This is a genomic window from Butyrivibrio sp. INlla14 (genome assembly GCF_900102515.1).
Classification (GTDB): Bacteria; Bacillota; Clostridia; order Lachnospirales; family Lachnospiraceae; genus Butyrivibrio.
Map to the genome: position 1 here is coordinate 162,260 of NZ_FMVS01000002.1, position 26,235 is coordinate 188,494.

22 protein-coding genes and 1 pseudogene are annotated in these 26,235 nt (G+C 40.1%); 10 read left to right on the forward strand and 13 right to left on the reverse strand.

Going from position 1 to position 26,235, the window contains the following annotated elements:
* Positions 1 to 77 precede the first annotated feature (77 nt).
* The 8 genes from carB to BLO53_RS00720 form a co-directional block, all read right to left on the reverse strand.
* A complete protein-coding gene (carB, locus tag BLO53_RS00685) occupies positions 78 to 3,326 on the reverse strand; it encodes a carbamoyl-phosphate synthase large subunit (RefSeq protein WP_092058276.1) in 3,249 nt (1,082 codons plus the stop codon).
* Positions 3,327 to 3,442: 116 nt separating this feature from the next.
* Positions 3,443 to 3,931 (reverse strand): hypothetical protein, encoded by a 489-nt coding sequence (locus BLO53_RS00690; RefSeq protein WP_092058278.1) that lies wholly within the window; start codon positions 3,929 to 3,931, stop codon positions 3,443 to 3,445.
* 5 nt (positions 3,932 to 3,936) lie between these two features.
* Entirely contained in the window at positions 3,937 to 4,929 is a 993-nt protein-coding gene (locus BLO53_RS00695) for a radical SAM protein (protein WP_092058280.1), read from the reverse strand.
* A gap of 54 nt (positions 4,930 to 4,983) precedes the next feature.
* Positions 4,984 to 5,601, reverse strand: coding sequence for a low molecular weight protein-tyrosine-phosphatase (locus tag BLO53_RS00700; protein WP_242875261.1), 618 nt, complete (start codon positions 5,599 to 5,601; stop codon positions 4,984 to 4,986).
* 174 nt (positions 5,602 to 5,775) lie between these two features.
* Positions 5,776 to 7,050 (reverse strand): site-specific integrase, encoded by a 1,275-nt coding sequence (locus BLO53_RS00705; protein WP_092058282.1) that lies wholly within the window; start codon positions 7,048 to 7,050, stop codon positions 5,776 to 5,778.
* 110 nt (positions 7,051 to 7,160) lie between these two features.
* A complete protein-coding gene (locus BLO53_RS00710) occupies positions 7,161 to 7,370 on the reverse strand; it encodes an excisionase (protein WP_092058283.1) in 210 nt (69 codons plus the stop codon).
* A 1-nt stretch (position 7,371) separates the two neighbouring features.
* Positions 7,372 to 7,950, reverse strand: coding sequence for a hypothetical protein (locus BLO53_RS00715; RefSeq protein WP_092058285.1), 579 nt, complete (start codon positions 7,948 to 7,950; stop codon positions 7,372 to 7,374).
* Between the two features lie 11 nt (positions 7,951 to 7,961).
* Complete coding sequence (locus tag BLO53_RS00720) at positions 7,962 to 8,606, reverse strand: Rha family transcriptional regulator (protein WP_092058286.1); 645 nt, start codon at positions 8,604 to 8,606, stop codon at positions 7,962 to 7,964.
* A 455-nt stretch (positions 8,607 to 9,061) separates the two neighbouring features.
* Between BLO53_RS00720 and BLO53_RS00725 the strand changes: the two genes are divergently transcribed.
* Genes BLO53_RS00725 through BLO53_RS00735 form a run of 3 tightly spaced genes read left to right on the forward strand, consistent with a single transcriptional unit; the run spans position 9,062 to position 12,302 of the window.
* Positions 9,062 to 10,000: an ABC-three component system protein gene (locus BLO53_RS00725; RefSeq protein WP_092058288.1), complete on the forward strand. Its 939-nt coding sequence runs from the start codon at positions 9,062 to 9,064 to the stop codon at positions 9,998 to 10,000.
* A 3-nt stretch (positions 10,001 to 10,003) separates the two neighbouring features.
* Positions 10,004 to 10,471 carry an ABC-three component system middle component 2 gene (locus BLO53_RS00730; protein ID WP_092058290.1) on the forward strand — a complete coding sequence of 156 codons (468 nt, stop codon included), beginning with the start codon at positions 10,004 to 10,006 and terminating at the stop codon, positions 10,469 to 10,471.
* Positions 10,464 to 12,302, forward strand: a complete 1,839-nt coding sequence (locus BLO53_RS00735; protein ID WP_092058291.1) for an AAA family ATPase — start codon at positions 10,464 to 10,466, stop codon at positions 12,300 to 12,302. Before BLO53_RS00730 ends, BLO53_RS00735 begins: the two co-directional genes overlap by 8 nt.
* Before the next feature lie 60 nt (positions 12,303 to 12,362).
* On the opposite strand, the gene BLO53_RS00740 is transcribed toward BLO53_RS00735, so the two are convergent.
* Together BLO53_RS00740 and BLO53_RS00745 are read right to left on the reverse strand one after the other, a co-directional pair.
* The gene (locus BLO53_RS00740; RefSeq protein ID WP_092058293.1) at positions 12,363 to 13,751 is read right to left on the reverse strand and encodes an ATP-binding protein; all 1,389 of its coding nucleotides are present in this window, start codon (positions 13,749 to 13,751) and stop codon (positions 12,363 to 12,365) included.
* A gap of 192 nt (positions 13,752 to 13,943) precedes the next feature.
* A complete protein-coding gene (locus BLO53_RS00745) occupies positions 13,944 to 15,263 on the reverse strand; it encodes a hypothetical protein (protein WP_092058295.1) in 1,320 nt (439 codons plus the stop codon).
* 518 nt (positions 15,264 to 15,781) lie between these two features.
* Between BLO53_RS00745 and tnpA the strand changes: the two genes are divergently transcribed.
* From tnpA to tnpC, 6 genes are all read left to right on the forward strand, one after another.
* The gene (gene tnpA / locus BLO53_RS00755) at positions 15,782 to 16,174 is read left to right on the forward strand and encodes an IS66 family insertion sequence element accessory protein TnpA (RefSeq protein ID WP_092058299.1); all 393 of its coding nucleotides are present in this window, start codon (positions 15,782 to 15,784) and stop codon (positions 16,172 to 16,174) included.
* A 188-nt stretch (positions 16,175 to 16,362) separates the two neighbouring features.
* Positions 16,363 to 17,580, forward strand: coding sequence for a tyrosine-type recombinase/integrase (locus BLO53_RS00760; RefSeq protein WP_092058301.1), 1,218 nt, complete (start codon positions 16,363 to 16,365; stop codon positions 17,578 to 17,580).
* Between the two features lies 1 nt (position 17,581).
* Entirely contained in the window at positions 17,582 to 18,571 is a 990-nt protein-coding gene (locus BLO53_RS00765) for a tyrosine-type recombinase/integrase (protein ID WP_092058303.1), read from the forward strand.
* Complete coding sequence (locus BLO53_RS00770; protein ID WP_092058304.1) at positions 18,564 to 19,586, forward strand: tyrosine-type recombinase/integrase; 1,023 nt, start codon at positions 18,564 to 18,566, stop codon at positions 19,584 to 19,586. The genes BLO53_RS00765 and BLO53_RS00770 overlap by 8 nt, the downstream gene beginning before the upstream one ends.
* A gap of 118 nt (positions 19,587 to 19,704) precedes the next feature.
* Complete coding sequence (tnpB, locus tag BLO53_RS00775; protein ID WP_092058306.1) at positions 19,705 to 20,001, forward strand: IS66 family insertion sequence element accessory protein TnpB; 297 nt, start codon at positions 19,705 to 19,707, stop codon at positions 19,999 to 20,001.
* A 270-nt stretch (positions 20,002 to 20,271) separates the two neighbouring features.
* Positions 20,272 to 21,705 carry an IS66 family transposase gene (tnpC, locus tag BLO53_RS00780; protein ID WP_176757095.1) on the forward strand — a complete coding sequence of 478 codons (1,434 nt, stop codon included), beginning with the start codon at positions 20,272 to 20,274 and terminating at the stop codon, positions 21,703 to 21,705.
* A gap of 5 nt (positions 21,706 to 21,710) precedes the next feature.
* On the opposite strand, the gene BLO53_RS00785 is transcribed toward tnpC, so the two are convergent.
* From BLO53_RS00785 to BLO53_RS00795, 3 genes are read right to left on the reverse strand one after another with little or no spacing between them, the layout of a single operon-like run.
* The gene (locus BLO53_RS00785) at positions 21,711 to 22,751 is read right to left on the reverse strand and encodes a tyrosine-type recombinase/integrase (protein ID WP_092058310.1); all 1,041 of its coding nucleotides are present in this window, start codon (positions 22,749 to 22,751) and stop codon (positions 21,711 to 21,713) included.
* Positions 22,748 to 23,731 (reverse strand): tyrosine-type recombinase/integrase, encoded by a 984-nt coding sequence (locus BLO53_RS00790; protein ID WP_092058311.1) that lies wholly within the window; start codon positions 23,729 to 23,731, stop codon positions 22,748 to 22,750. Before BLO53_RS00790 ends, BLO53_RS00785 begins: the two co-directional genes overlap by 4 nt.
* Positions 23,718 to 25,697 carry a tyrosine-type recombinase/integrase gene (locus tag BLO53_RS00795; protein ID WP_092058313.1) on the reverse strand — a complete coding sequence of 660 codons (1,980 nt, stop codon included), beginning with the start codon at positions 25,695 to 25,697 and terminating at the stop codon, positions 23,718 to 23,720. Before BLO53_RS00795 ends, BLO53_RS00790 begins: the two co-directional genes overlap by 14 nt.
* Before the next feature lie 172 nt (positions 25,698 to 25,869).
* Between BLO53_RS00795 and BLO53_RS19920 the strand changes: the two are divergent.
* A pseudogene (locus BLO53_RS19920) lies at positions 25,870 to 26,175 on the forward strand (hypothetical protein); the annotation flags it as partial.
* Positions 26,176 to 26,235: the final 60 nt, after the last annotated feature.

Sequence of the window (26,235 nt, forward strand, 5' to 3'; positions counted from 1 at the left end):
GGTTCTTTGTATATGAGTTCTAATGAATTACGACGCAGACGAAAACAAGCATTTCTGCAGACTAGCAACACATTCTGTTACAGCTTATCGTGATACTCCTGAAGGGAGTTGATATTTCCGCAGCCCTTCTCTTTTACCTCATGAATGCCTTCTGCAGCAGCTTTTCCTGCAGCAACTGTTGTGATGTATGGAATGCGGGCCTTTATGGCATCTTTTCTAAGGTATCCATCATCATGCTCAGCGCCTCGGCCAATTGGGGTGTTGATAATAAGCTGAACATCTCCATTTTTAATAATATCCTCTACGTTTGGTCTTCCGCCCTCGTAGTTCTTTAAAATCTTTGTTGCTTCAATTCCTGCCTCAGTGATAAGTTCATAGGTCTTACCTGTTGCATAGATCTTAAAGCCATCCCTTACAAAGCTCTTTGCAAGGCAAACTGCGTGAGGCTTATCTTCTTCATTGAGTGAAATAAGAACTGCGCCTTCAAGAGGGAGTCTACTACCAGCTGCTTCCTGAGCCTTAAAGAAAGCTTCTCCTGGAGTCTTTGCAAGTCCAAGAACTTCTCCTGTTGAACGCATTTCTGGCCCAAGTACAGGGTCAACTTCTGGGAACATATTAAATGGGAACACTGCCTCTTTTACCCCATAATAAGGTGGCTCGCTTGTCTTCTTGTTGGCGATAAGGTCAGCTACTGGGGAAGGTCTGCCTGTAAGCTGAGATGTAATGATATCGGTTGCCACAGGAACCATCCTGATGCCGCAAACCTTGGAAACAAGAGGAACTGTTCGAGACGCACGTGGGTTAGCCTCAAGAACATATACAGTATCGTCCTCTATAGCGTACTGCATGTTCATAAGACCAACTACATTCATTTCTACTGCAATCTTTCTGGTATACTCCTCAATTGTCTTAAGGTGCTTTTCAGAAATGTGCTTGGAAGGGATAATACAAGCTGAGTCTCCTGAATGGATACCTGCAAGCTCAATGTGCTCCATTACTGCAGGAACAAAGGCATGCTGTCCATCGCTTATAGCATCAGCTTCGCACTCAAGAGCATTATGGAGGAATCTGTCTATAAGAATTGGTCTGTCAGGAGTTACTCCTACAGCTGCTCTCATGTACTCTTCCATCTGCTCTTCGCATCTTACAATTTCCATTCCGCGGCCGCCCAATACAAATGAAGGACGAACCATAACAGGGTAACCTATGCGAGCCGCAATCTCTTTTGCTCCCTCTACATCTGATGCCATGCCTGCCTCTGCCATTGGGATTCCAAGCTTATCCATCATCATGCGGAACTGGTCTCTATCTTCTGCAAGATTGATAACTTCTGGAGTAGTGCCCAGAATGTTGACTCCTTCTTCCTTGAGCTTGGCTGCAAGGTTAAGAGGTGTCTGACCGCCGAACTGAGCAATTACGCCAAGAGGCTTCTCCTTGCGATAAATCTGAAGAACATCTTCAAGTGTAAGTGGCTCAAAGTAGAGTTTATCTGATGTGTCATAGTCTGTAGATACTGTCTCAGGGTTACAGTTTACAATAATTGTCTCAAAGCCCAGCTTCTTGAGGGCCATAGCAGCATGAACGCAGCAGTAATCAAACTCGATACCCTGGCCTATTCTGTTTGGTCCACCGCCCAGTATCATGATTTTCTTGTTATCACCCTCTGTCAGCTTCATTGGATGCTCAAGTGTGCTCTCATCCTGATAAGTTGAGTAGTAATATGCACTTCCATCTGTGCCATAAACATGAACGCCATCCCAGTTTTCTAAAAGGCCAGCTTCCTGTCTCTTATTTCTGATATCATCCTCAGACACTCCAAGAAGCTTTGAGAGGTACTTATCTGAGAAGCCATCTTTCTTGGCTTTTACCAGTATTTCTTTTGCCGGAACAGTGCCTTTAAACTCATTCAAAAGAGCTTTCTCTTCATCAACAAGCTCCTTCATCTCATTTAAGAAATATTCCTTGACCTTAGTTATCTCATGAAGCTCAGAAGTCGTAACGCCCTTCTTCATAGCTTCATACATAAGGAAGTATCTCTCTGAGGAAGCATCCTTAAGGAGTCTTAAAAGCTCATTCTTGTCCATATCCTCGAACTTCTTGATGCAGCCAAGGCCATAGCGGTCCTTTTCAAGGGATCTGATTGCCTTTTGGAAAGCCTCCTTGAAGTTCTTGCCGATACTCATAACTTCGCCCACAGCTCTCATCTGTGTGCCAAGCTTATCCTCTACACCTCTGAATTTCTCAAAGGCCCAGCGGGCAAACTTAACTACAACGTAGTCGCCATTTGGAACGTATTTATCAAGGGTACCGAATTTAGAATCAGAAAGTTCTGAAAGAGTAAGTCCTGTAGCGAGTTTGGCTGAAACAAGAGCGATAGGGAAGCCTGTAGCCTTACTTGCAAGGGCTGAAGAACGTGAAGTACGTGGATTGATCTCAATAACAATAATACGGCCTGTCTTAGGGTCGTGAGCAAACTGAACGTTGGTTCCACCAATAACGCCGATGTGCTCAACAATCTTGTAGGCCTGACGCTGAAGCTCTTTCTGCAGATCTTCAGATATAGTCAACATAGGAGCTGTGCAGAAGGAATCACCAGTATGAACGCCAACAGGGTCAACGTTCTCAATGAAGCAGACAGTTATCATGTTGTTGTCCTTGTCACGAACAACCTCAAGCTCAAGTTCTTCCCAGCCAAGAATTGACTCCTCAACAAGAACCTGGTGAATAATAGACGCCTGAAGGCCTCTTGCGCACACTGTCTGAAGCTCTTCCTTGTTATAAACAAGGCCGCCACCTGCGCCTCCCATTGTATAAGCAGGACGAAGCACAACAGGGTATCCGAGCTCATCCGCTTCTGCGAGAGCTTCTTCTATACTGTAACAAGCCTTGGAACGAGCCATTTCAATGCCAAGCATGTCCATTGTCTTTTTAAATTCTGTTCTGTCCTCGCCACGCTCAATAGCGTCAACCTGGACACCTATAACTTTTACGTTGAATTTGTCGAGAATTCCGGCCTTGTATAATTCAGAACAAAGATTAAGGCCTGACTGACCACCAAGATTAGGTAATAGAGCATCTGGCCTTTCCTTTTCAATAACTGCAGCTACGCGGTCCACATTAAGTGGTTCGATATATGTCTTATCCGCCATTTCCGGATCAGTCATAATAGTTGCAGGATTGGAGTTAACTAAAACAATTTCATACCCGAGACTCTTAAGAGCCTTGCATGCCTGCGTGCCCGAATAGTCAAATTCGCACGCCTGCCCAATAACTATCGGTCCCGAGCCGATAATCAAAACTTTGTGTATATCAGTTCTCTGTGCCATGATACTCCTCCAAATATTTTCATTTTTTCATCCTTACCATTTTATTATCAGGCACCTGTTAACACAAGAAATTTTTTTACAAAGTCAAAAAATAATTCGGGATCATCCTATTTATGTCAGATCAGTTTTTTCAAAAGACTCACTCTTTTTGCTGTGTCCTCTCTATCGCAGAGATCAAGCACTATTATCTGCCCTTCTTTGTTAAGTGCAAGGATGTTTTCTGATGAAACAACATATTTTCTGATCTCTTCAAAGGCAAGTCCTACTATCTCATAGGTAGCATCAATATACAGACCGTCCTTGATACCACGAATATAAAAGCGTCCCGAAAGAATGCTGAAGTCAAAATTCTCACTAATCTCATCCTGCCAGGAATAGACAGTGTAGCCATTGTCCTTAAGGATTGCGATGATTTTTTTGATATTATCAAAGCTTCCCTCCACAAAAAGGTCAACGTCATGAGGCCTGGCAGCTAGCACCTGAGGATATGTCAGGTAGGTACCGAGGCTCCCAATCAGCACTGCATCAGTCTTCGAAGTCAGTAGCTGAGCCATCTTCAGCATTTCAGGATATCGTTCTTGAAAAAGCTGTTCTTCACTATCCATGAAGCTCACCTCCAGTCCTTGATCTCGCCCTGCATATTCCAGTCGCGGCAAAGCATTCCATTTGGATAAAAGATCAGCTTGTGTAACTCACCACCTGTATGGTTCTTGATCATCTCCTCATAATCGGACATCTCAAAGGAAACCTCCATGTCCTTGTAACAGTACTGGAATGAGAAATAGTAATAGCCTCTGTTTATTGAGCTAATGGCAAATTCACTCTCAGGTAGATTCTCAAGAATATCCAATAGTTCAATTCGACTGTCGGTAATATACTGCTGAACAGGTCCTGCATCCACGCCGTCCGCGAATACAGAGAGCTCACGAAATACCACTCCCGTAACGCCGAGGCTCCTTGCAAAATCAAGATATCTCACAACATCCTCTGCGTTCTCAACTCCGCCTTTTTGGAAAACACAGACCATCTTAAGAGGCACCTGCTGCCCGAGTCTTTTTACCACATCCTCGAACACCGTATTCTCTTTTATTGTCTCGCCGGATTTAAACTGAACAATTCTCTGATTTCTGTCTTCTTCGTAGAAATGCCTTGAACACTCAATTCTGGTAACATTAAGAGCTTTTATTACCTTCAGCAGTCTGTCCCAGTTTTTTACAAAACCCGACAGATTAGAATACATAACCCTTGGTTTGATCACACTGCCGTTACACTCTGCGTTTTTTACAGCCTCTGCAATCAGTTCGAGATGGTGTGGACTCTCCGAGGGTTCTTTTCCCGACAATGATAAAAAAATCTCCCTATCTCCCGCATAGGCTAAGGCCTTCTCAAGCATCTCCCTGTAACCGTCACAGATACCTTCACAGACCATGGCCTGGCCGTCTCTGATGAGTTTCTCAGAGCAGAATCTGCAGCTTGCACTACACTCATTGTAAATATATGGTGTAAAAGAAAGGTATTTGCCGTAACCTCTCTGGGTAATATCTATATTGGTTCTAGCCGCCAACTGCTGCGCCCAGTTGTTGTAATCACTATAAAAATGCATAACTTCTCACAATCTAATAATCAATAATAAAATCAGTGGTATTATACTAGATTGTCAACCTCTTGGAAAGTCGTCATATTTTAGATTGTTTCGGGGGTCGGAATCGGTGGCGGTATAGTCTGATATCATGCTGTCGCTCAATTCACCGTCATCTGCAAAACCCGTCAGCACCTCTACAAATCTAGGATCAGTCAATATCTGTCTAAATAATCCATGACAACCTTCGCTGCAATCTCTCCAGGTGGCATCAAAGTTCCCTGTATACCATGGGTCGGCTACATCTCCTTCTCTACCGGCAAATTCCAGCATTTTATATACTTTCTTATCCGGATCTCCGCCAAATAAGCTGTTAAGATTTCTTATATTCGCGCTATCCATCCCGATAATAAAATCAAACTTATCATAGTCAGTTCTGGAAGTAAGCCTTGCCCTCTTCTGACTAACTCCAAGCTCATTATCATCAGTTCCGATCCCGTGCTCTCTAAGCTTAGCTCTGGCAGGCGGATACACCGGGCTTCCAACACCATTCCATATTTCATCTGTGTGCGTCGCAGAAGACTCTATGTGAAATGCCTCTGCCAGGCCCTGCTTGTTAACTATATCCTTCATAATAAACTCTGCCATTGTAGAACGGCATATATTGCCGTGGCAGACGAATAAAATCTTTATCATCTTAGTAAAAAACCTCTATTCTCACGTATTTACTGGCTTTAAGCCTATTTTTGTCCAACGTATTTTTCTCATTTTCGTGGCAATCCTTGGCAATATTTGGCATATTTTGACCGGCAAAAGGTGCAAAAAAAGGTGCAAATCGTTCTGACTTGCACCTCGACTTTTTTAAGCCATTTATTCGTTAGATGCCTTGTCCCTATATTCAGAAAAATCCGTTAAAACATCAGTATCTTTTTTAGATTTAGCGGTATTCTTTTCCTTGGATATACGGGTCATCTCATCCAAAGCATCATCAAATCCCAGATGAGTGTATGTGTTAAGCGTAACACCTATATCTGAATGTCCCATGATGTACTGCAAAGTCTTAGGATTCATTCTGGCAGCTGCCATACGACTGCAAAATGTATGTCTGCATACATGAGGAGTAACCTTAGGCATCTGCACCTTATAGATCTTGTTGTATTTCTCAACAATATGCTGGAAATACTTCTCCCAATGCATTGCCACCATAGGATGCTCATCCTTATCAAGGAAAAGAAATCCTACATACCCATCAACCATAGGCTCAACTTTAGGTGTCTTGCGATTAGCAATGATGCGCTTGAAACACTCTGCTACTTCTGTAGTCATCGGAACGAACCTTCCTCCAGCCTCAGTCTTGGTATCTCTGATGTTATATCCAATACCATTATTTCTCTGGAGCTGATGGTCTACATTTATCTTCATATTTTCAAAATCAAGATCATTAAATGTAAGACCTACAAATTCTGAAATACGAAGACCTGTATTAAACAAAATGTAAATACCGTCATAATACTTGCAAAAGTGCCTGTCTTCCTTAACAAACTTAAGAAATTTCCTCTCATCATCACGAGATATAGCCTCACGAGTCACGCTATCGTTATATATAACAGTGCTGAGACCAAATCCAAAGGGATTCTTTCTGATGAAATCATTATCTACCGCAAGTTGAAAAGCAGGTCTGAGAACGCCTCTGATAACATGGATAGAGCTGTATCCTCTTCCATTTTTCTGAAGCTGTATAAGCCACTCCTGAGCATCTATAGTTTTAACCTTGTCAATCCTCTTTGTTCCAAATGGATCTTTTCTTAAGATACTCATTACAGTCTTATAACCAGCTTCTGTACTGGGGCGTACACCTTTTCTCAATGAGACATATTTCTCCACTAAATCTGATACTGTAAGCTTGCCTCCTTCTGGAACAATCTGATCGATGAGATCCGCAGATATCTGCTTTTCAAGTTCTCTAAGTGATATCTCAAAAGGTTTTCCGGCAGGCATAGGATCATTTTTATCAAGCCTCCATGACCTCACATACTTAGATTCCCCAAAAGTATCTACATATTTGTATCTGTATCGACCATTGCTCTCTTGTATCTCGCCGTTTCGTAGCACACGACCACGGCTGTCTTTTCTTTTTCCGCTCATATATTGGTACTCCTTTCAAAAAGAAAGGCTCCAATATGGCAATTAAAATGATACCATAACCTGGAGCCTTCTGCCATTGATTAACGTCAATTCTGTCAGTATTTATCCGCTTAGATGCAGGTTGCATCGTCAATGAACTGTTCAAATTTTCTTCTCTTAAAGGCAACTCTTTGCCCTATCATGATTAGGTAATCAGCGCCAGGATTAAATGAGATAAGCCGTCTAAGTTTCTTCTGACCTATTCCAAAGTAAAGAGCTGCTTCATCAACAGAGAGAGTATATTTCTCACTAAGCGGCATGTCTTTCATTTCTTCAGACATCTTAGTTACCTCCCCTGCAATTCATCTGGATGCATTTAAGCATTTCTTCTGAAATTTCCTCTCGGATTCTTGTGAATCTTCTTTTTATCTTGTCACTTGAACATTCTTTTTCGGTTGCTATAGCATTATAGGATTTGCCTTCTACCAAGTGTTTCTGAATAATCACAGAATCCTCATCGATATATCCGCTGATAATATCATTCAGAAGCTGATAATCCATCTTCATGACACTTACCATCATGATTGTCTCTACGTATTCCGCTGCCCCCTGCATATCCTTAAGTATTGCCATGTCTATTTCACCTGTATTAAAAGCTTCATCAATCGTCGCATTATTCATGGCTTCATCCGCTGTTGGATTGCTTATATTTGATGTCTGCACTCTAATATCCAGCTCTGCCCGGCGTTTACTTCTGATACGTAGCTGTTCGCTTTTGATATAATACTTTGTTTCGCTCTCAATCCTATTCAGCATTCCCGGAAACTCCCTGTAATACTCAAACATCAACGATAATCTTTTTTCAGGGGAAGCTTTCTTGTAGCTGTTAAGCAAATCTGTCTCTCTTATCTTCAAAGCCATACAGCACCTCCTCAAGAAAACTTCTTCATGTAAAACCACTCAAGGTACTGTTTACGCTGCTGAAAATCCGGTGTAGAAATCAAAAGTCCAATATCTACTCTCTGAAGTAGGTCTATTGCCTCTATCTGTTCCTTTGTCAGGTAAGGTCTGATACTTGTTCCCGTTTTGAGGCCATGCTCCTCTCTAACTTCCTTTGCGGTTTTTCCAAGTACAATCCTGTTGAGCATGTTGCATTCATTAGAAAAGTGGTAAGGCTTTGGGTTCTCCTCGATTAGCTGTATGTTTGCTGTAAGGAGTGGAAACTCTGACCTTGCCTCCAATAGAAACTTAATGAATTGCTCCATTTCATTGAATCTGCGAATGTAATCCTCCTTGAAAGCCGCTGCTTTTCGGCCTCTGTAGCCCATCACCAAGAACACAAAACCGTCTCTGGTCATGTTGTAGCAGATCTGTCTGTGAGCGTTGTTGTCAATGTAGGTCTGCTCCTCAAAATTGAGGAGCAGAAATTCCTTGGAGCAATCAAGACTGCGGATGTCTCTGACTACATTGTCATGGCGTTTTTCAAATATTTCTGCCACAGTCATGCTGTCAATCCTTGCGACTCCATTCTTGTCTGCGAATAGACCATATTGATTACGGGGTACTAAATCTTTCATTTATCCTTCCTTTCCGCCCGTGACCACCTGCGGCAGGATGCAAATAGGAGCCTTTTTATATCCACCGATTACTTGCACAAAAAGAGATGGCACAGTAAGCTACGGTGGATGCTCAAGAAGTGATAATAGATTTCTCCATATATCTGCTTCTTATTGCATCCCACCGCCTTAATGGCCATCTCAGGCAATGAGACTATTGTTGGAAGTAAATATGTACTAATATGCTTTATCATCGATATTGTTGAGCTACCAAAGCATCAATGATAAAATTAATTTTAGAATTATTTACTTCCAGTTCCTTTGCTTTTAGTGACATTGAATTGCTGTATTCTTGTTTCTGTCACCTTTATCTGTATTTTATAAAAATGTCTAACTAAAACTTCGGACGGATCGGACGCTCATGGACGCTTCTGGACAAAATGACTAATACTTTTTTTGGGGGAGGCTTAAGTATTATGACTTTTTCTGATTATGCAAATGGATTATATCCATATCTTTCAAATGGGGTCAGTGAATCTGAATACTTCGCAGAAATGATCGGACACTTTATAAAAGTATCTGCAATAGATGCATGCAAACCTCTCAATACGAAGCCCGATACCCAGTACAGGTACGTTGTTGGCGCTCGCCACCTCTCTCCAAAATTTGCTAAGTACATATATGAAAATCGCAATTTATCAAGATTTGAAAAATGGATTGATCAAAGAATTTTTGAAAGCGACTCCGTAGATGCTGTTTGTGACTGGCTAACCAATAATGGCCAGCCTGGTATTGATCCACAGAAAGAATGTACTAATCTTTTAGAAAAAATTCTTATAAGCATAGCAAATAAAAAAGCTGCAGTCACATCAAACAAAGATACAAATGATTTTGACCTTAAGCTCATAGAAGAAATTGAAAACAGGATAAGAACTTTACGTGCTCCTACTCAAGTAGATGTTCCAGTTCAAGCCACCAAAGAAGAGGAGCCATACATAAACGAACTTTATAAAGCCTATGGAGATGCAGGAAAAATAACTCCATTTACAAGAGAAGACCTTGCCTCGTATCCAGATTACGCTGAAGACCTTGATGAAAGGCGTATAGATTATTATGCTGCTGAATCAATACGTCGTGGTGTCCAAGAACTAAAAACACCTTCTTTAGCCGATCAATTTGATATTCTTAAAGACTCAACATATAACGGAGTAAAAGACACTGCCAAAAAGAAATATTCCGACGGCTATGAACGCATGCTCTCTGTTATGGAGCAGTCGGTTAAAATACCTTCAGAAAACTATTTGCTTGGTAAATCCCCATACTGGATAAGCGCAAAAATCAAAAAGGGAGTATGCCATCACTTGGTTAACGATGGGAAAATCAAATGGGTAAGATCAGAAAATAAGGATAATTAAGAAATGAACGAAACTACTGTTATAGGATCTACTTTTGAAATATCACAACGCATTCTTCTAATGCTGAATACGCTTTCAGACATGCAGTTGGATGAACACCAAATAGCCGCTATCGATTTCATATCCATATACGCCGCAGATTTTAATATTCTCGATGAAAACCTTCACGGATATGGAAACTATAGATTCAGTGAATACCCAGCAAGGAAAACTCTCATATCAAATGCCTTAAAGCAACTGATACTATGCAGATATGTAACCCTTGCAGCTAATTCATCCGGATTCACTTATGCTATTACTGATTCAGGAAAAGCATTTATACACAAAATACATAACAACTATGCAAAAGAATATGCTATAGCAGTAAAAGCTGTAATAGGTCAGTTTGAGGGTGCTGATTTTAAAGATATGTACCAAGAAATAATCAGAATAATAAACCTTTCTACTAAGGAGATGACATTAAATGAATAGATTTCATATAAAAAAGCTTATAGTTTCCGGTCCCAATCACAAAGACTCCATTATAGAATTTGGGCCTGCTCTTAATTTCATTCTTGGTCCTTCCAACACCGGAAAAAGCCTTGTAATGGCTTGCATAGACTATGTATTTGGTTTTACTCCTAAATCAAATAATCCATCAGCAATTGTAGAAAACAATAATGGTTATGATAACGTTTCACTAATATTATCAACCGCAAAAGGCGATGTCACACTACGAAGAGCAATTGGGGAACCCAGAATATACGTTAGTGGTGATAATTATCGCTCCGGCTATTACAGCACAAGCCGCGAAGCTAAGCAAAGCATTAATTCTTTCTATCTTGATTTGTTGGGAATTGATGACAATCTAAAAATCAGGAAAGCTCAGACAGGGGATAAAACTCAGGCACTTACTTGGAGAAGCATGCTACACTTATTCTTTCTTAAACAGGAAGATGTTGCCAGAACCAGTTCTGCTTTACTTTTCCCTGGAAATACCGGGGACACAGCTGCATTGGCAGTATTGCTATTTCTATTAACAGGGCAAGATGCATCCAATGTTTCTACAAAGGAAGATCCAAAAGTAAGCGAGGGAAAACGCGAGGCTTTAATAACTTATCTCAGTAATAAAGTCAATAACATAGCTTCAAGGCGAGCCGAAATAGAAAATGCCCTTGCCTCTGCGAAAGAAAGCAGTTCTTACTTATCTATAGATGAGATACGTCAGCAAATAGCCATCCTACAAGAAAAAATTGATACCGCCACCCAAAAGAGCCAGAAACTGTTATCACGTATTTATAGCTTAAATGGAACACTTTCTGAAACAAGAACCGTAAAAGATAACTTTAAAAATCTACGAATACAATACAAGGCAGATATAAAGAGAATTAGCTTTGTTATTGACTGTGCCAATGCAACTAACGGTCAGCCACAAACCGTCACTTGCCCTATCTGTGGAAATGAGACAGCCAACATTACAGACCCATCAATCATTGATGCCTCAGCTGCAGAGTTACAAAAGATCAAACGGAATCTGCACGAGTTAACTACAGCCGAAGAATCTCTTAACGTAAAGGAAAATGACCTTGTTTCAACCATCAATGAACTAGAAGAAGAGCGGATAGCAATTGATACACTAATATCAAGAGAACTCAAGCCAGAATTATCACGATTTCAAGTCAAACTTGAGGAAAGTCTCAAATACATACGTTTATCCGGTGAACTTGATAATATTCGCGCAAGTGAATTAGATTTAAGAAATGAGTTATTTGAAAAAGAGACTCAGGAAATTCCTAAACAGACCGAATATCACATTAAGGAAGACTATACTTCAAAGCTTATTCATGGCTATGAAGAATTATTACGCGGAATATTAAAAGAATCAAAGTTCGGTGGTGCTGAAACCGCACGATTAAATATGGATAACTTTGATATAGAAATCAACGGTCTGAAAAAATCCGTTTGCAGTGGCGGTGGAAACTGCGGAATTCTCAATACTATTGTCACTTTAGCTATGAATAAATACCTGATAGGTCTTGACCGCTATGCTCCAGGCTTTTATGCTGTTGACTCATCATTAACACAGCTCTCTGAATCTGAGTATAAAGAGCAAGATGATACCGTTAAACAAAACTTCATACAATATCTCATAGATCATGCTCATGAGCATCAGGTAATATTCGTCGAGCAGAAAAAGCGCATGCCTTTTATTCCAGAGAATAATGAAGACGCCGGCGTACGCACTATTACCTTCACACATGACAGAAATCATGGAAGATATGGTTTCTTAAATGATGTTTATAATCCTGAAGATCAATTATAAGCAAGACATAAATATAAGCAGCAGACCAATATAGTCTACTGCTTATATCTATAAACGCAATCACTCAAATAGATCGTTAAGTTCCAGCAATACTGCTCCATCTTCCGCCGCATGCCTAACCACTGACTTTTCATATCCTGTTTTGCTGACGAAATATATATACTTTTCTTCTATATTAGGAAATGCCAACATGGCTGTTTTTAAATCTTCATACTCCGAATGTGGCATTTTGGAATTTGTAAATTTGCACTCTACAAAAATACCTTTCTTGCCAGTCTTGTCTATCATAAGTATGTCCACATCGTCCTGTGCTTTGATATGCACATTATTCCCCCACCATTTTCCTATATGATATGGTATAAAAGGCAATTCCTTCTTTTTTGCCTTTCTCACAAAATATTCCATGCATATTCCTTCAAAGGCATCTCCCATATAATCAGATATTCCATCCATGATTTCCTTTGAAGCAGCATCTGCACCAAGCATTTCATAGTATGCATTGTTAGTAAATTCATACCTAAACCAAAACCGGAAAAAGTTGTCTGTAATCTTATATATCCCTTTACGGCTGCTTTCACTTTCCCCGCAAGGAACCTTTTTTTCTACAAGACGCATTGTCTGTAAAGTAATCAAATACTTTGAAACTTTACTTTTATCTTCATGAATATAGTCAGATATTTCCTGTACCCTATTTCTCCCACCGGCTATGGCACTTAAAATGCTGTTATATACGTTAGGATCACGCAGTTCAGCCTTTAATAGGTTTGAGGGCTCTTCATTCAAATATGCCCCCTTCCTTATGATTGTTTTTGATATGTTTTCCTCAATTGAAACACTGTCATCAAAAGCCTCCAGATACCTGGGTACTCCTCCGAGGATTCCGTAGGCTATCAGCTTCTGTTCGTATGTATAGGATGGGTAAAAAAGACTGCTTTCATAATAGTCAAATGGAACCACTTCCATACTTGAAGTCTGTCTGTCATGTAATGAACTCTTTCTTCCCATAATGTCAGATTCCATAAAACTGACTGAAGATCCACATAAAATCAAAAAAATATTCTTGTTCTTCTTCCAAAGATGATCAATTGCATGCTGCAATATAGACTTGATAGTAGGATTTTCTTCTGCAATAAAAGGAAATTCATCTATGATGATCAAAGTCCTCTCGCTCACCTTCTTATCAATGTATTCAAAAGCCTCTTTCCATCCTTCAAATGATGAAATGAACATCCCATCGAGTCTCATCTGTATCATTTTAGAAAAATCCTGCAGGTTAAGTGCATCATTTTTCTCCTGTGCAGGAAAAAAAACTGCATTTTTATCCTTGGCAAATTCCTGTAAAAGAGTCGTTTTACCTACTCTTCGCCTTCCATACATGACCAAATACTCAAATTTAGAACTCTCATATAATGAATTTAAAAGATTAAGTTCACTAGAACGTCCTATCATTGTGTGCTCCTTTGCCGCAAATAATTTAACTACTTATAAATAGTCTACTTATATGTAGTCTACTTATAAGTATTTTATTTTGAAAGGACAAAAAAGTCAACGCCTACCTTGTCATTTTTCTACATAAAGAAAGCAGCAGATCATATCATAACCCGCTGCCTGAATATAACTTCTTAGTAAAGAAAAACAATATCAATACACAACTCCCGCGCAGATTTTTTCCGTTATCACACTCTTTTGCATACCAATACGATCCAATCTGCTTATATAAATGAGATTCATAAGATTTGCTGCAGTATCTGCATGTTCGCCAGTTACTTTCATATAATTCCCATGTGTGGTCGTATTCCTAAACTTAATAAATGCATCTATACTATCCTCAAAAGACTTAATGCTTCCAGTAAAACAAGCTGGCTGAATCAATATTTCCTTATACATATGAAAAAGAGCTTTTATTTTATCACCAGCGGCCAAATCCCAATGATTGATACTCCCCCTTATAAGATCATATGTCTTAGGTTGAAGTGCATCACTGCTTTTTTCATGTGTTTCAACCAACTGCCTAACATCATAAATTAATTTCTGGAATGAAGGATTATCTTCTGCAGTAATCTTATGGAGTGCTGCCTCACATTCCAGACATGTGCATATTTTCTTGATTCTATCAGGAGTTATCCAATTAACATCATCCTCATCTTCCGGCAAAAACTCTAAAGAAAAATACGGCTTTTTTTCTTTTTCATCATAAATAGCCGCAAACAGTGGAACTACTGCTCCCCCAAGATTTTCAAAGCTTATACATCTAAACCAGTCTTTATTCGTTAGAGCTTTAAATCTGTTCACAACATGCAACTCTGCATACTCAGTTATAAACTGATGTCCTCCGTACTCTTCGTTCTTTAATAGGGCGATTTCATCAAATGCTATATTCTTTCTAAACGCAAGAAATTGACACATTTTCAGCACAGCATTATAAAGCGGTATTACCTCATCCATGCATATTCCACTTGGTATTGATACCACCATACTTGTAACAATATTATCCAATGTTTTTCCACTTATTCCCTGCTTTTCTGAAATATGAGACTCAATATGTAAATGAATTTTTTTACCTTTTGCCATCACAGTATAGTCAATAGCGTCATCGTGGCATTTTATTTTGTACTCGCCATTTTCCATATCAATTTCAAGCCTATTAGGTGTAAATAGCTTGGCAAGGATCCCACCTGTGAACTTTAATCCGACACATGATTGATTCTTTATCTTCTTTCCCAAAACATAGATATCTGACTGATAATGACTAAGCCCCTGTTTTAATTCAAACGCACCTTTCTTAAAGATAAGCAGATCATCTCCACTCATTGTTCTTGTTTGGATAAAATCATTTTGTGGCGTAATAGATATCTGTTTCTTATTTTCATTTATAAAATCAAAAGAAAAGCCCTCGTCATACTGAACAACGCGAACTTCCTCATCTGTCCCCATAATCTTTCCATAATTCATATTTTCCATAACAGCCCCCCTAAATTGTTTTAGCAATGTCTAATATAACTTTAAACACCTCATTACTGTTATGATAACCTCTTCAGCAAATATTTAGTCAATGGTTTTTCAAAAATCTCATGCAAAACAATTGCAATCATCATGCAGATTAGGAATGAAAATACTATTCTGATTACGTTAGTGTCAAATCCTATCTTGGCAATAATAAACATCGTAGACTTCCATGTAAAAAATTGCGCAAAGAAAAAAGCATAAGAAATCTCGCATAAATATCTAATTAGCCTTGAATTCTGCATCCACATAGGAAATTGCATGCCGGCAAGAGTCACTATTTGAAGAACAAACATCGGCAGCCCTATCCAACTACTGTATAGCATATAATTGCCAACAGAAATATTACGTCTGTAAGCACTCAACCACGAGTACCTTATAATACTACCACGTTTATGAGATGATTTCTTTAAATACTATTGGTCGATTTGCGCGATTCGCGCAATTCATCTCATCAGCTTAAGGAGGTTCATCCCATGAACACAAAACAAAAGATCCATCAGGCCAAGATGGCCAAATGGGCTGTCCTTATCAAGGAACAGTCCGACAGCGGTCTCACTGTCAGGCAATGGTGCAATGAAAAAGGTTACACTATTCATGCCTATAACTACTGGAAGCATCTGTTAAAGGAAGAGGCTCTAAAAAGTATCTCACTTCCTGAAATTGTCCCTTTACAACAACCTGAAACAGACATGCTGCAACTTCCAGCTTCCCATTATCCCACAGGACCCGATATGCCCGATTCGCGTAAATCGTGTCTGCCTTCATCAACACTATCAGTTTCATTTGGCGATATCCAGATCAACATCGGCCCTTCTGCATCTGACGATGCCATTGCCAGCATCATTAAGGCGGTGCGCCATGTTTAAAGATGCCAACTTTAGTTCTTTCTCTGCCATATATGTGGTATGTGGCTACACCGATTATCCGAGAAGAATTATTATTCGAGAAGTTTTTGGTGAAGTACCGTAGATTCTATTCTTCTTAGTTTTTTTCTTGAATAATGATATTACCGATATTCTTATTGTACAAACTACAATAAGGAGGTATTACCACTATGCAAGAAACAAATCATTCATTTACGGAATTGAGGACGGAACTTCTGGGAAAGCTGCGTGACCGGGGCTGTACCACTATAACCATTACCGGCTATAGGTATTTATGCAACAGCATTTTTACATGGCTGTCAGATAATGGTTTCGATTGCTACACCGAGAAAGCAGGATCCCTGTTTTTGCAGCATTATCAATCTGAGCACGGAGAAAATCAGTACTATCTCTCTTTACGTACAGTAGTGCAGAGATTAAATGATTTATTGAAGGGACAATGGTCAGATGTGCATTCTGATAAAGGAAAACATTTTTGCTTGCCTGATACATTTGCAGAAATAGTTGACCATTATTGTAACTGGAACGAAAATATTGGGCACGCTTCTGGAACCATCAGGAATAAGAGATATGCTATATCCTGGTTTCTGGATGAGCTTTCAAAACAGGACTGCAAATCGCTCGATGTACTGTCTCCGTCATGTGTTGCACGCGCCAGCCTAAAAGTAACTAATCATAGCCTTTGGGGTGAGATCAGACTGTTTTTAACATATCTTACAGAGTTTGAGGGTGTAACATCTGATTATTCAACAATAGTGCCTCGTTATAGTAAACCATATATCATCCCTAGCGTATATTCTATTGAAGAGATAAAAAGAATAGAAGAAGCCGTAGATACCAGTACCGTTTTAGGGAAACGTGATTACGCGATGATTCTTCTTGCATCGAGAATGGGCATGCGCTCTGGTGATATTGTAAGGCTGACGATTGAAGAGGTGCTGAACAGAACGGATTTGGATATCATTCAGACAAAGACAGGAAACGTACTTCATCTTCCATTGATCAGTGAAGTGAAATCAGCCATTGACGATTATTTATCAGTCCGACCGGAATCGCAGACAGATATAGTATTTATAAACGTTTATGCTCCATATAATCCTGTAACAACTTCTACCATCAGAGCTGCATTAAGGAAATATATCGGCTTTGCTGGTATTGATTCCGGTAATCGAAAAAGAGGGCCTCATGCTCTCAGGGCATCGCTGGCCAGTTCCATGGTCAACAATGATATAAGCTATGAAACCGTAAGAAAGGTATTGGGACACAGTTCCAAGAGTGCCATCAAACATTATGCACGTGTAGACGTTGAGAATCTAAGAAAATATAGCTTAACACCGCCACCACCTTCTGATAGATTTTTTGATTTTTTACACGGGGAGGTGGAATAAGATGTCAGAGTTTAACTCAGTTTTTCGTGAAGAAATATCAATGCATCTCTGTGTAATGGAGGCGGAACTTAGTTATGAGGCATATAGGCACTGCAGAAGAACTATGATTCTGTTTGATGAATATCTTTGCAGGATCAACCAGACTGATAAGGAAATACCTGAACCGGTAATCGAATCATGGATTAAAGAAGTCAGCGCAGATATCTCAGTAAATACATCAGGTCAGCATGTACATTATATCAGGCAACTCCTTCTATTCCTGACGAATTCAGGTTATACATGCTTTATTCCAAGAACGCTTACTACCCGTGATACATATGTGCCCTATCTTTATTCTGATGAAGATATAGAAAGAATCTTTGCTGCTGCAGACTCATTGAGGGTTTCAAGGGCAAGAAAGAATAAGTTTGCAGAAAAAGAAATACCCTTGATACTGCGTTTGTTATACTGTTGCGGCCTACGTGTTGGAGAAACTGTAAACATTAAAGTCAGCGATCTAGATTTTGAAAGGAACCTGATTGTTCTTCGGGTTACCAAGAGGTACAAACAGCGGTTGGTTCCTTTTGGAAAAGATTTGGCAGAAATCATTTATAGGTACTGTATTGGCATGGGGATACTGAATGATTCTGATGCATATTTATTTCCGGCCGACGACAGGAACAGTCATATTTCACCTAACAATGTCGGAAATTATTTTAGAATTATCAGAGAAAAGGCTGGTATAAGCTGCAATGATCAAGCTGAGCACGGACGCGGCGCCTGTCTTCACTGTTTTAGACATTCGTTTGCGGTAAGAAGCTTTGATAAAAACGAGCGTAGTGGAATTAAAGCCAGCGAGTCTGTCCCGTTCTTGTCTACATATTTAGGGCATGACAGCCTTTACGAGACGGAAAAATATTTGAAATACAGTGGTAATTACTTTGAGGATACGCTTACAAAGTTTGACGATTATTCTGGGGAATTATTTCCGGAGGTGATCATATATGAGTAGGCGGAAAATAGAGTTTATGTCATTACTGGAAGATTATTTTGAGACATACCTGCCCTATAGTCGTGGTCTTAGCCGGAATACCATAGAATCCTACAAGCAAAGCTTTATGCTTTTGCTTCGGTTCATGCAGGATGTAAAGGGAATAGATGCTGATGATATCAGGTTTTCAAACATGGATTATGATACATTGCTAGAATTCTTTAACTGGCTTGAGAAAGAACGACAATGCAAACCGGTTACCAGAAACCAACGTTTATCAGCACTTTCAGCATTTTCGGAGTATGCACAGAATAGAGATTTTGATGCCGCATCAGTGTTCAGAAGTGCCATTATAAAAATACCGATAAAGCGTGGGAATAAAAAGCAAAGGGCTGTCTTTTCAAGGGAAGAAATAAAAATACTATTGTCACTTCCTGACGAAAGATATGAAACTGGACTTAGGGATAAAGTTCTACTTTCGTTCATGTATGCGACGGGTGCAAGAGCACAGGAAATATGTGACTTCACAGTTTCAGATCTGCATATAAATGACAAAAGTGCATCTGTTACATTGCGTGGAAAAGGATCAAAGGCCCGTCAAGTAGGTGTTTCCCTCACACTAGCAGGGTCTGTACAAAAATACATAAGACATAGGCGTATAGAAAGATATCCGGAAAGACATGTTTTTTCAAGTCAGACACATGAACTGATGACAGTATCTTGCGTCGAAGGCATATATAAAAAGTATGTTACCATTGCGAAGAAGAAACATCCTGATTTGTTCCTGCAGGACAGCTATCCGCCTCATTCTATGAGACATAGTACAGCATGCCATCTACTGGAAGCGGGAGTCGATATCGTCACGATAAGAAATATATTAGGTCACGTGTCTGTTCAGACAACCCAAATTTATGCAGAAATGTCGCAGGATTCTGTAGACAAGAAACTGAAAGAATGGAATGATGCCTGGTTTGGAAACAAGATTGAGATGAAGGAATCCAAAAAGGATATTCCGGATTTTCTGAAAAAGAAGTAGTTTGTTATCTGAGAAGAATTATTGAAAATGAAGAGATTATCAGTGTTTTCCCAAAACTTCTCGAATAATAATTCTTCTCGGATAATCAGTATTATTCGAGTTCTGGAATAATACTGACATGCGCCTCGGTATGGATTCCCTTGCTGCAATCATTGAAAGCAGATACCACATATCTCTTTTCGTCCCAGGATCCATGTTTCTCTTCTGCGGTCGCAGGTCAAACAAGATAAAAGGCCTTGTCTGGGAAGGAGATGGCTTCCTTCTCTTTACAAAAAGAGTTGAGGATGGGCGTTTTTCCTGGCCCCGCAATTCACAGGAAGCCAGAATGCTGTCAGCTGAACAGTTCCGTCTTCTCAAAGACGGTTACAGCATCGATCCAGGGATAAGGCTTGTCCATCCTGAGAAAACCGCTTAATCCTTTGTGCAAAACATAGAAATTTTCTTCGGCTATAGCAGCCATCTTTCAACTGCCTGCTGTGCTTCATAATCTCCTTGGATATGTCATCCTACGGATTTATGCGGCATTCTGCAGGCTTTTTTCTATTCTCTGACACTCATCAGTATCTCTTGTCATTGGGCCTTACATGAAGAATAATTAATAGGCATTTTGCCAGTCCTTCAATGCCATCAAACTCGCATGAATACTGCATTCATGATAAAATAGATACAGTAAATGAGGTATCAGATGAGAGATTTTGCCCAGTTGTCACCAGAAGAACTGAATAAGATGAACAAGCAGGTTCTTATAGCCATTATTGGTTCACTCCAGAACCAACTCAATTCTATAAGCGGTCAGCTTGAACTGCTTACCGAACAGATTGCTCTTATGAACCAGCGTTCTTTTGGCCGGAAGACTGAGCGTGATAATCAGCTTGATCCCAACCAGTTAAATCTATTTGACGTCTTCAACGAGCCTGAGGTTTACAGTGATAATTCACCAGAGCCTGAAGTTTCTGAGATCATAGTATCTTCACATACACGAAAGAAGGCCGCCCAGAAGCGCGAGCATGATCTGGAAGGACTTCCTGCGCGTATTTTTGAGCATACACTCACCAAAGAAGAGCTTGCTGAGAAGTTCCCCAATGGCTACAAGGAGCTTCCTTTTGAAACATACAAGCGCTTATCAGTTATCCCACAAACATTCCTTGTTGACGAGCATCATGTCCACGTCTACGCATCCAAGAATAATGATGGAACCATCGTGAGAGCAGAGCGCCCGGCTGATGTAATGCATGACTGCATCGCCACTCCATCACTTATCGCTGCACTTATCACCGGAAAGTATGTCAACCATCTTCCCCTGGAGCGCCAGTCTAAGTGCTACAAGGAAAATGGAGTGAATCTTGAAGTCAATACTCTCGCCAACTGGATGATAAATGTTTCTGAAAGGCACCTGGCACCTATCTGTGACGAGCTCCACAACTACCTTTATGACTCCAGAGTAGTCCATGCAGATGAAACTCCATTCAGAGTGATAATGAAGGACCATCCTGAAGATGGCGATGTCAACTACATGTTTGTCTATCGAAATGGCAAATGTGACGACAAGTATCCGGTGGTCATTTATGACTTCCAACGTACACGAAACGGAAGCCATGCCGATGAATTTCTCAAAGGTTATTCCGGGACACTCGTCACAGATGGTTTTTCAGGTTACGATGCTCTTGACCGGCGGCGAAGTGACCTGAAAGTCGCGGGATGTTGGATCCACGCGAAAAGGAAGTTTGCCGAGATTGTCAAGGCCGTCGGCCCGGAAAACGCCGGAAGTGCCATAGCAGTCAAAGCATCAAAGAAAATATCGGAGATGTTCCATCTCGATAATCAGTGGGAGGATCTCAGCAAAAGAGCTCGTGAGAAACAGCGGCAACTGGTTCTGAAGCCAAAAGTTGACGATTTCTTTGAGTGGGCAAAAAAGGTTGTCATCACCCTCCCTGCCGGCAGTGCCACAGCCAGAGGTCTGACCTACTGCATAAATCAGGAAAGCCACCTTCGCGTCTTTCTTTCTGACGGAAACGTTCCTATGGATAATAACCGTGCATTATCCGACGGAATTACTTATGCGCACCTTTCTCTCAGAGCACTGATGAATACTGGCTTTCCACAAAAAAGATGCGCATAATAATCTCATCTTATACCACACAGTCGTGCCAGTTCTTCATCATTTTGCCACATTGGTTTTTCTTCGGGGACATTTTGTTCTTCTCCATCACCTGCATTCATCTGTTCCCTTAACATTCCAACAGATGGACTTGCATATGACTTCCGAGTTGTCTTTGTATCTGAGTGCCCCAGTATTACAGCTATTGTTTCAATAGGAACTCCATCCCTGTACCACCCGCTTGCACGGGTTCTGCGGAGCATATGTGGGTATATTTTCTCTGGGATATCCGGATTGTCTTTCCTGATGATGTCGGCATATTTCTTCACGATGCGTTCTACATTTCTTTCTGACATTCTTCCAGTAACGCCCTTTATTGTTGTATATATAAAGGGTACAGAACGCCTCCTTAAGTCAGGATGAAATACAGAAATATACCGTTTCACTAATGGTACCACTTTTTCTGATAGTGCTACAACACGCTCTTTGTCTCCTTTTCCGCGAATCCGAAGGTAAGGTTCATCTGCTTCGATATTGACATCCGAAATGTCCAGGCATATCAGCTCGTCTGCACGTATAGCTGTATCATACAGCAAAACCAGAATTATCTGATCCCTAATTCCCTTATCAGACATCCCCGGAGCTGCAAGTAACTTCTTAATCGCATCCTTATCCTCTATGATTTCTTTTATCCTGGAGGGTACTGTAACATATGGCACCTCAGAAACATTCATATATATCTGGTAAACTGAAATCTTTCTGGAAGCTGCATACTTCATATATGCATTGATCACTGCGAGTCGATGGTTAACTGTAGCTGGTTTGTACCCTTTATTCACCAAATATATTCTGTAGTCCAGCATAAAATCATATGTAAGATCTTCAAACCTGAACTTATCAATTGAAATGTTACATTTATCAGTCACATATCTTCTGAATACTGTAAGACCATCTTCGTAGGCTTCTGCTGTCTTTTCGCTATTCTGATGCTGCGTAGGCAGGTATACATTCAGGTAATCCCATGTCATTGAAAAGAATAAATCATCTTTTAGTATGTTCTTTTTCATCTGCGTCTCACCTCCGGAATAACATCGTCGGTCACAGTATCTTTCTGCTTAATGATGTCATAAGCTTCCCTTACCAGATGATAATAGTAAAAAGTTTCATCCGGATCTTTATGGCCCAGATACTTGCTTAGATATATGAACATGACGTTTATATCAACGCCTGCTTTAATCCATTTATTAAGCCTGTCAACTACAAATCCATGTCTCAGTGAATGAGGCGTAGGCCGCTTATCACAGCGCTCAGATGCACTGGTCTTATCCCAAAAATCATGAAAGTTTCTGTCGATAGAGGTTTTAAGAACATGTCCTTTAGGGAATCTTCCTGGAAAAAGCCATTCTGACTCCTCTCCAAGCTCGTTTTTTAAATATCCATAGTACTTATTGATCAGGATTCTTAAGTCTTCCGGCAGATAGACCAGTCTGTCACGATGATTTTTACCGTCAACTATCGTGATTATGCCTTTATCCATGTCAACATCAGTCGTTTTTAACTCGCATACCTCATTGTTTCTCATCCCACAACAGTAAAAGAGTCTGAAAATAACAGGATACTCATTGGCCATTCTGTGATCATAAGGTTTGTTCGTGCGTGGTGAGTATGAATCAACAACAGAAAAAAATTCTTTGAGTTCAGTTTTATCCATGACATGTATCTTTTTCTGGTCTTTTCCTACATATAACATCGGAACATAACATTCAACACCATGTGTATTAAGATACCTGGTAATACTACGAACTGCGCCAATGCGGCTGTTATGGCTGCTCTTACTTTCACCTGGCAGAGAGCATAACCATTTATCAAGCTTTTCCGGTGTTATTCTGGCGTCAGTATATTCATTGTCTGCCCAATACTGATCAAAGCGGAATAACTGATATCCTTTAACGTTGTAAATATATCCCAAGGAGCGCATCTCGCTTACGTAGTCACGGATGTAAGGCGCCAGAACACTGGTGTATGGATAGTCTCTATACTGTATCATAGCGACCTCCTTTCATCAGAAGGCCTGCTTCTGACAATGATATGGGGCACATCATCATGCGCTCATCATCAAGATTCAAGTAGTGCTTTATTGAGGTTGTGTCTTTATGACCAAGCAGATCGGCCAGTCCCTGCTTCTTGGTTCCTTTCCTTAACTGATCTGTAGCGTATGTTCTTCTTGTCACATGGAATCCTGATCCTGGTACATTTCTCTCAGGAAGAGCTCTTCCCAGAGCCTGTAAACAAACACCTCTCTGTATTGAATCATAAGGTACTCTGTGTTTTATAAAGAGTCTGTCATTTTGAGTTTTTTCATTAGGTCGGCCATGCTTTATGTAAAGATAAACAGCATTTCCTACTTCTGTGGGCATAGGAAGCACGATCTCGTGGCTTGTTTTCTTTTGATATATCCTGATGCACTGTCTTTTCCAATCAATATCTTTTAATCTCAGATTAACTATGTCTATGGATCTGATTCCCATCTTCATACCCAAAAGAATCATTGCATTATCGCGGAGATCCATGGCTGTTAAGCACGTATCATGTTTTTGCATAATGGATTGTTTCTCATCATCTGTAAGAGTGATAACAAGCTTTTCTCTTGCTTCAGAAGAACAAAGCAATGCCTTATGGATTCCGTACGGAAGAATGCATTTACGTTCAAGATACTTTATGAACTTACGTATCCTTGAGTTATAAGCATTCTTACCTTCGGCAGAAGAGTGCTGATCAGTTAAGTTGAAGCCCTTAATGACTTCAGGAGTTATCTGGCCAAACCCACTGAGGTCACACTTGACCAAATATTCGCAGAACCTTGTAACAGAAGATCTGACCATGTCTATGGTTGATGATGCCCAACCTTCTTTGATCTTAACATCAAGATACTTGTATAGCTCATCCTTACACCAGTCAGGCAGGCTTTCACATTTAACCGGTTTGGTTTTATTCAGACGCTGAGGAATAATACTGCCTTCGTTGCAATAAATATCAAACTGGTACAGAACCCTTGCAGACTGATTCCAGCCATTTCCTTCATGATACGTTTTTTCGTGTTCAAGCCAGATAGCAGCTATTCTCTTATGATATCCCAAAGAATTCATTTCCAAAAACAGCAAAAGATTATGTAATGTATAGGCTGCCCTTTCTTTTGAGGATTTGCTATAGCCAAGAGCCCGGTAATCATTTAGGAATAATTCAATTGCAACAGCAAAATCCTCTGCGGGAAAATCCATGCTTTCAGCTGCAAGTGCTGTTATTTTTGCTTTCTGACTATTAGTGAAATCGGTGATATCAAATATACGATCATGCATTCTGAAATACGGATACCACCCAAGTCCATGCTGACACAATCCCATATCCGCCATATATAAAAGAATGTCTCCAATTGAATACATATATATGGCGCCAGTCTTCTTAGAACGATGAGCTTCAGTATGACAGTAGTACTCAATAAGCTCAAAGGTAATCTCAGAAGGATCAGATATGCCTTGCTTCTGAATCTTATACAAAAATCGTGCAATTCGGGTTTTTACACAACCAGCATATGATTCTGGTAATTCAAGAGTACCAAGATAACCTTCCATCAGCTCATTCCATGGTTCCTGTAAAAGCTTTGAGTAAGGCATTGCAATAGGATAGGCATTTACAGCCTGAACTTCTCCAAAGCCATAAATATCTGAAAGGCGTAGAAGCGTTATCTTGTAGCCTTTAGGATAAGGCCCATTGTTTTCAAACCATTGCAATGATGTATCAATGGAATAAGACTGCTTTTTTTCAAGAAGATATTCCTTAAGTTCTTTTAAGCAGTTGATTGTAGTATGATACGCGGTAGAACCAGCTTCTTTCGATGACATGTAATCTACAAGCTGCCTGCTATGCTCGTAGTAATCACGGAGCCATTCTTCATGCTTAGGAATTTCCTTGGGAAGCGGAATTTCATAGAAACGAACATCTTTTGGTCTTGCCATAAGTACCGTCACCTCCTTTTAAAACAATCTTTAGGTGACGTCATTATAATCCATGTAGGATTTTATGCGCATCTTTTTACATAGAATGCAGTAATGGCGAGGCTTTTGGGATAAAACTTCGGATAAGTAATTCCGTCGGATAAGGAAGTTTATGCGAACATTCGCATAACGTGCAGAACAGGCAATAAGACCATTCACTCTTGGACGCAAGAACTGGGTAACAATGTATTCTCCAAAAGGAGCCTCTGCCAGCGCAATCATCTACAGCCTTGTTGAAACCGCAAAAGCCAATGACCTTAGACTCTATGACTACTTCGAATACCTTATTGCTGAAATGTCCAGGCATCTACGCGAAGAAGCAAAGCAGAAAAAACTCTTAGGTGACAAATATATTCCTGACCGAAAATATATCCAGGATCTCCTTCCATGGTCCAAAAATATTCAAAAGCAGTTCCATCTTCCGAAGAAAAAATCATAATTTTATTATCAATGTGCAAATCTATGAAATCGCCAGTAAAATGGCGGTTTCTTCTTTATG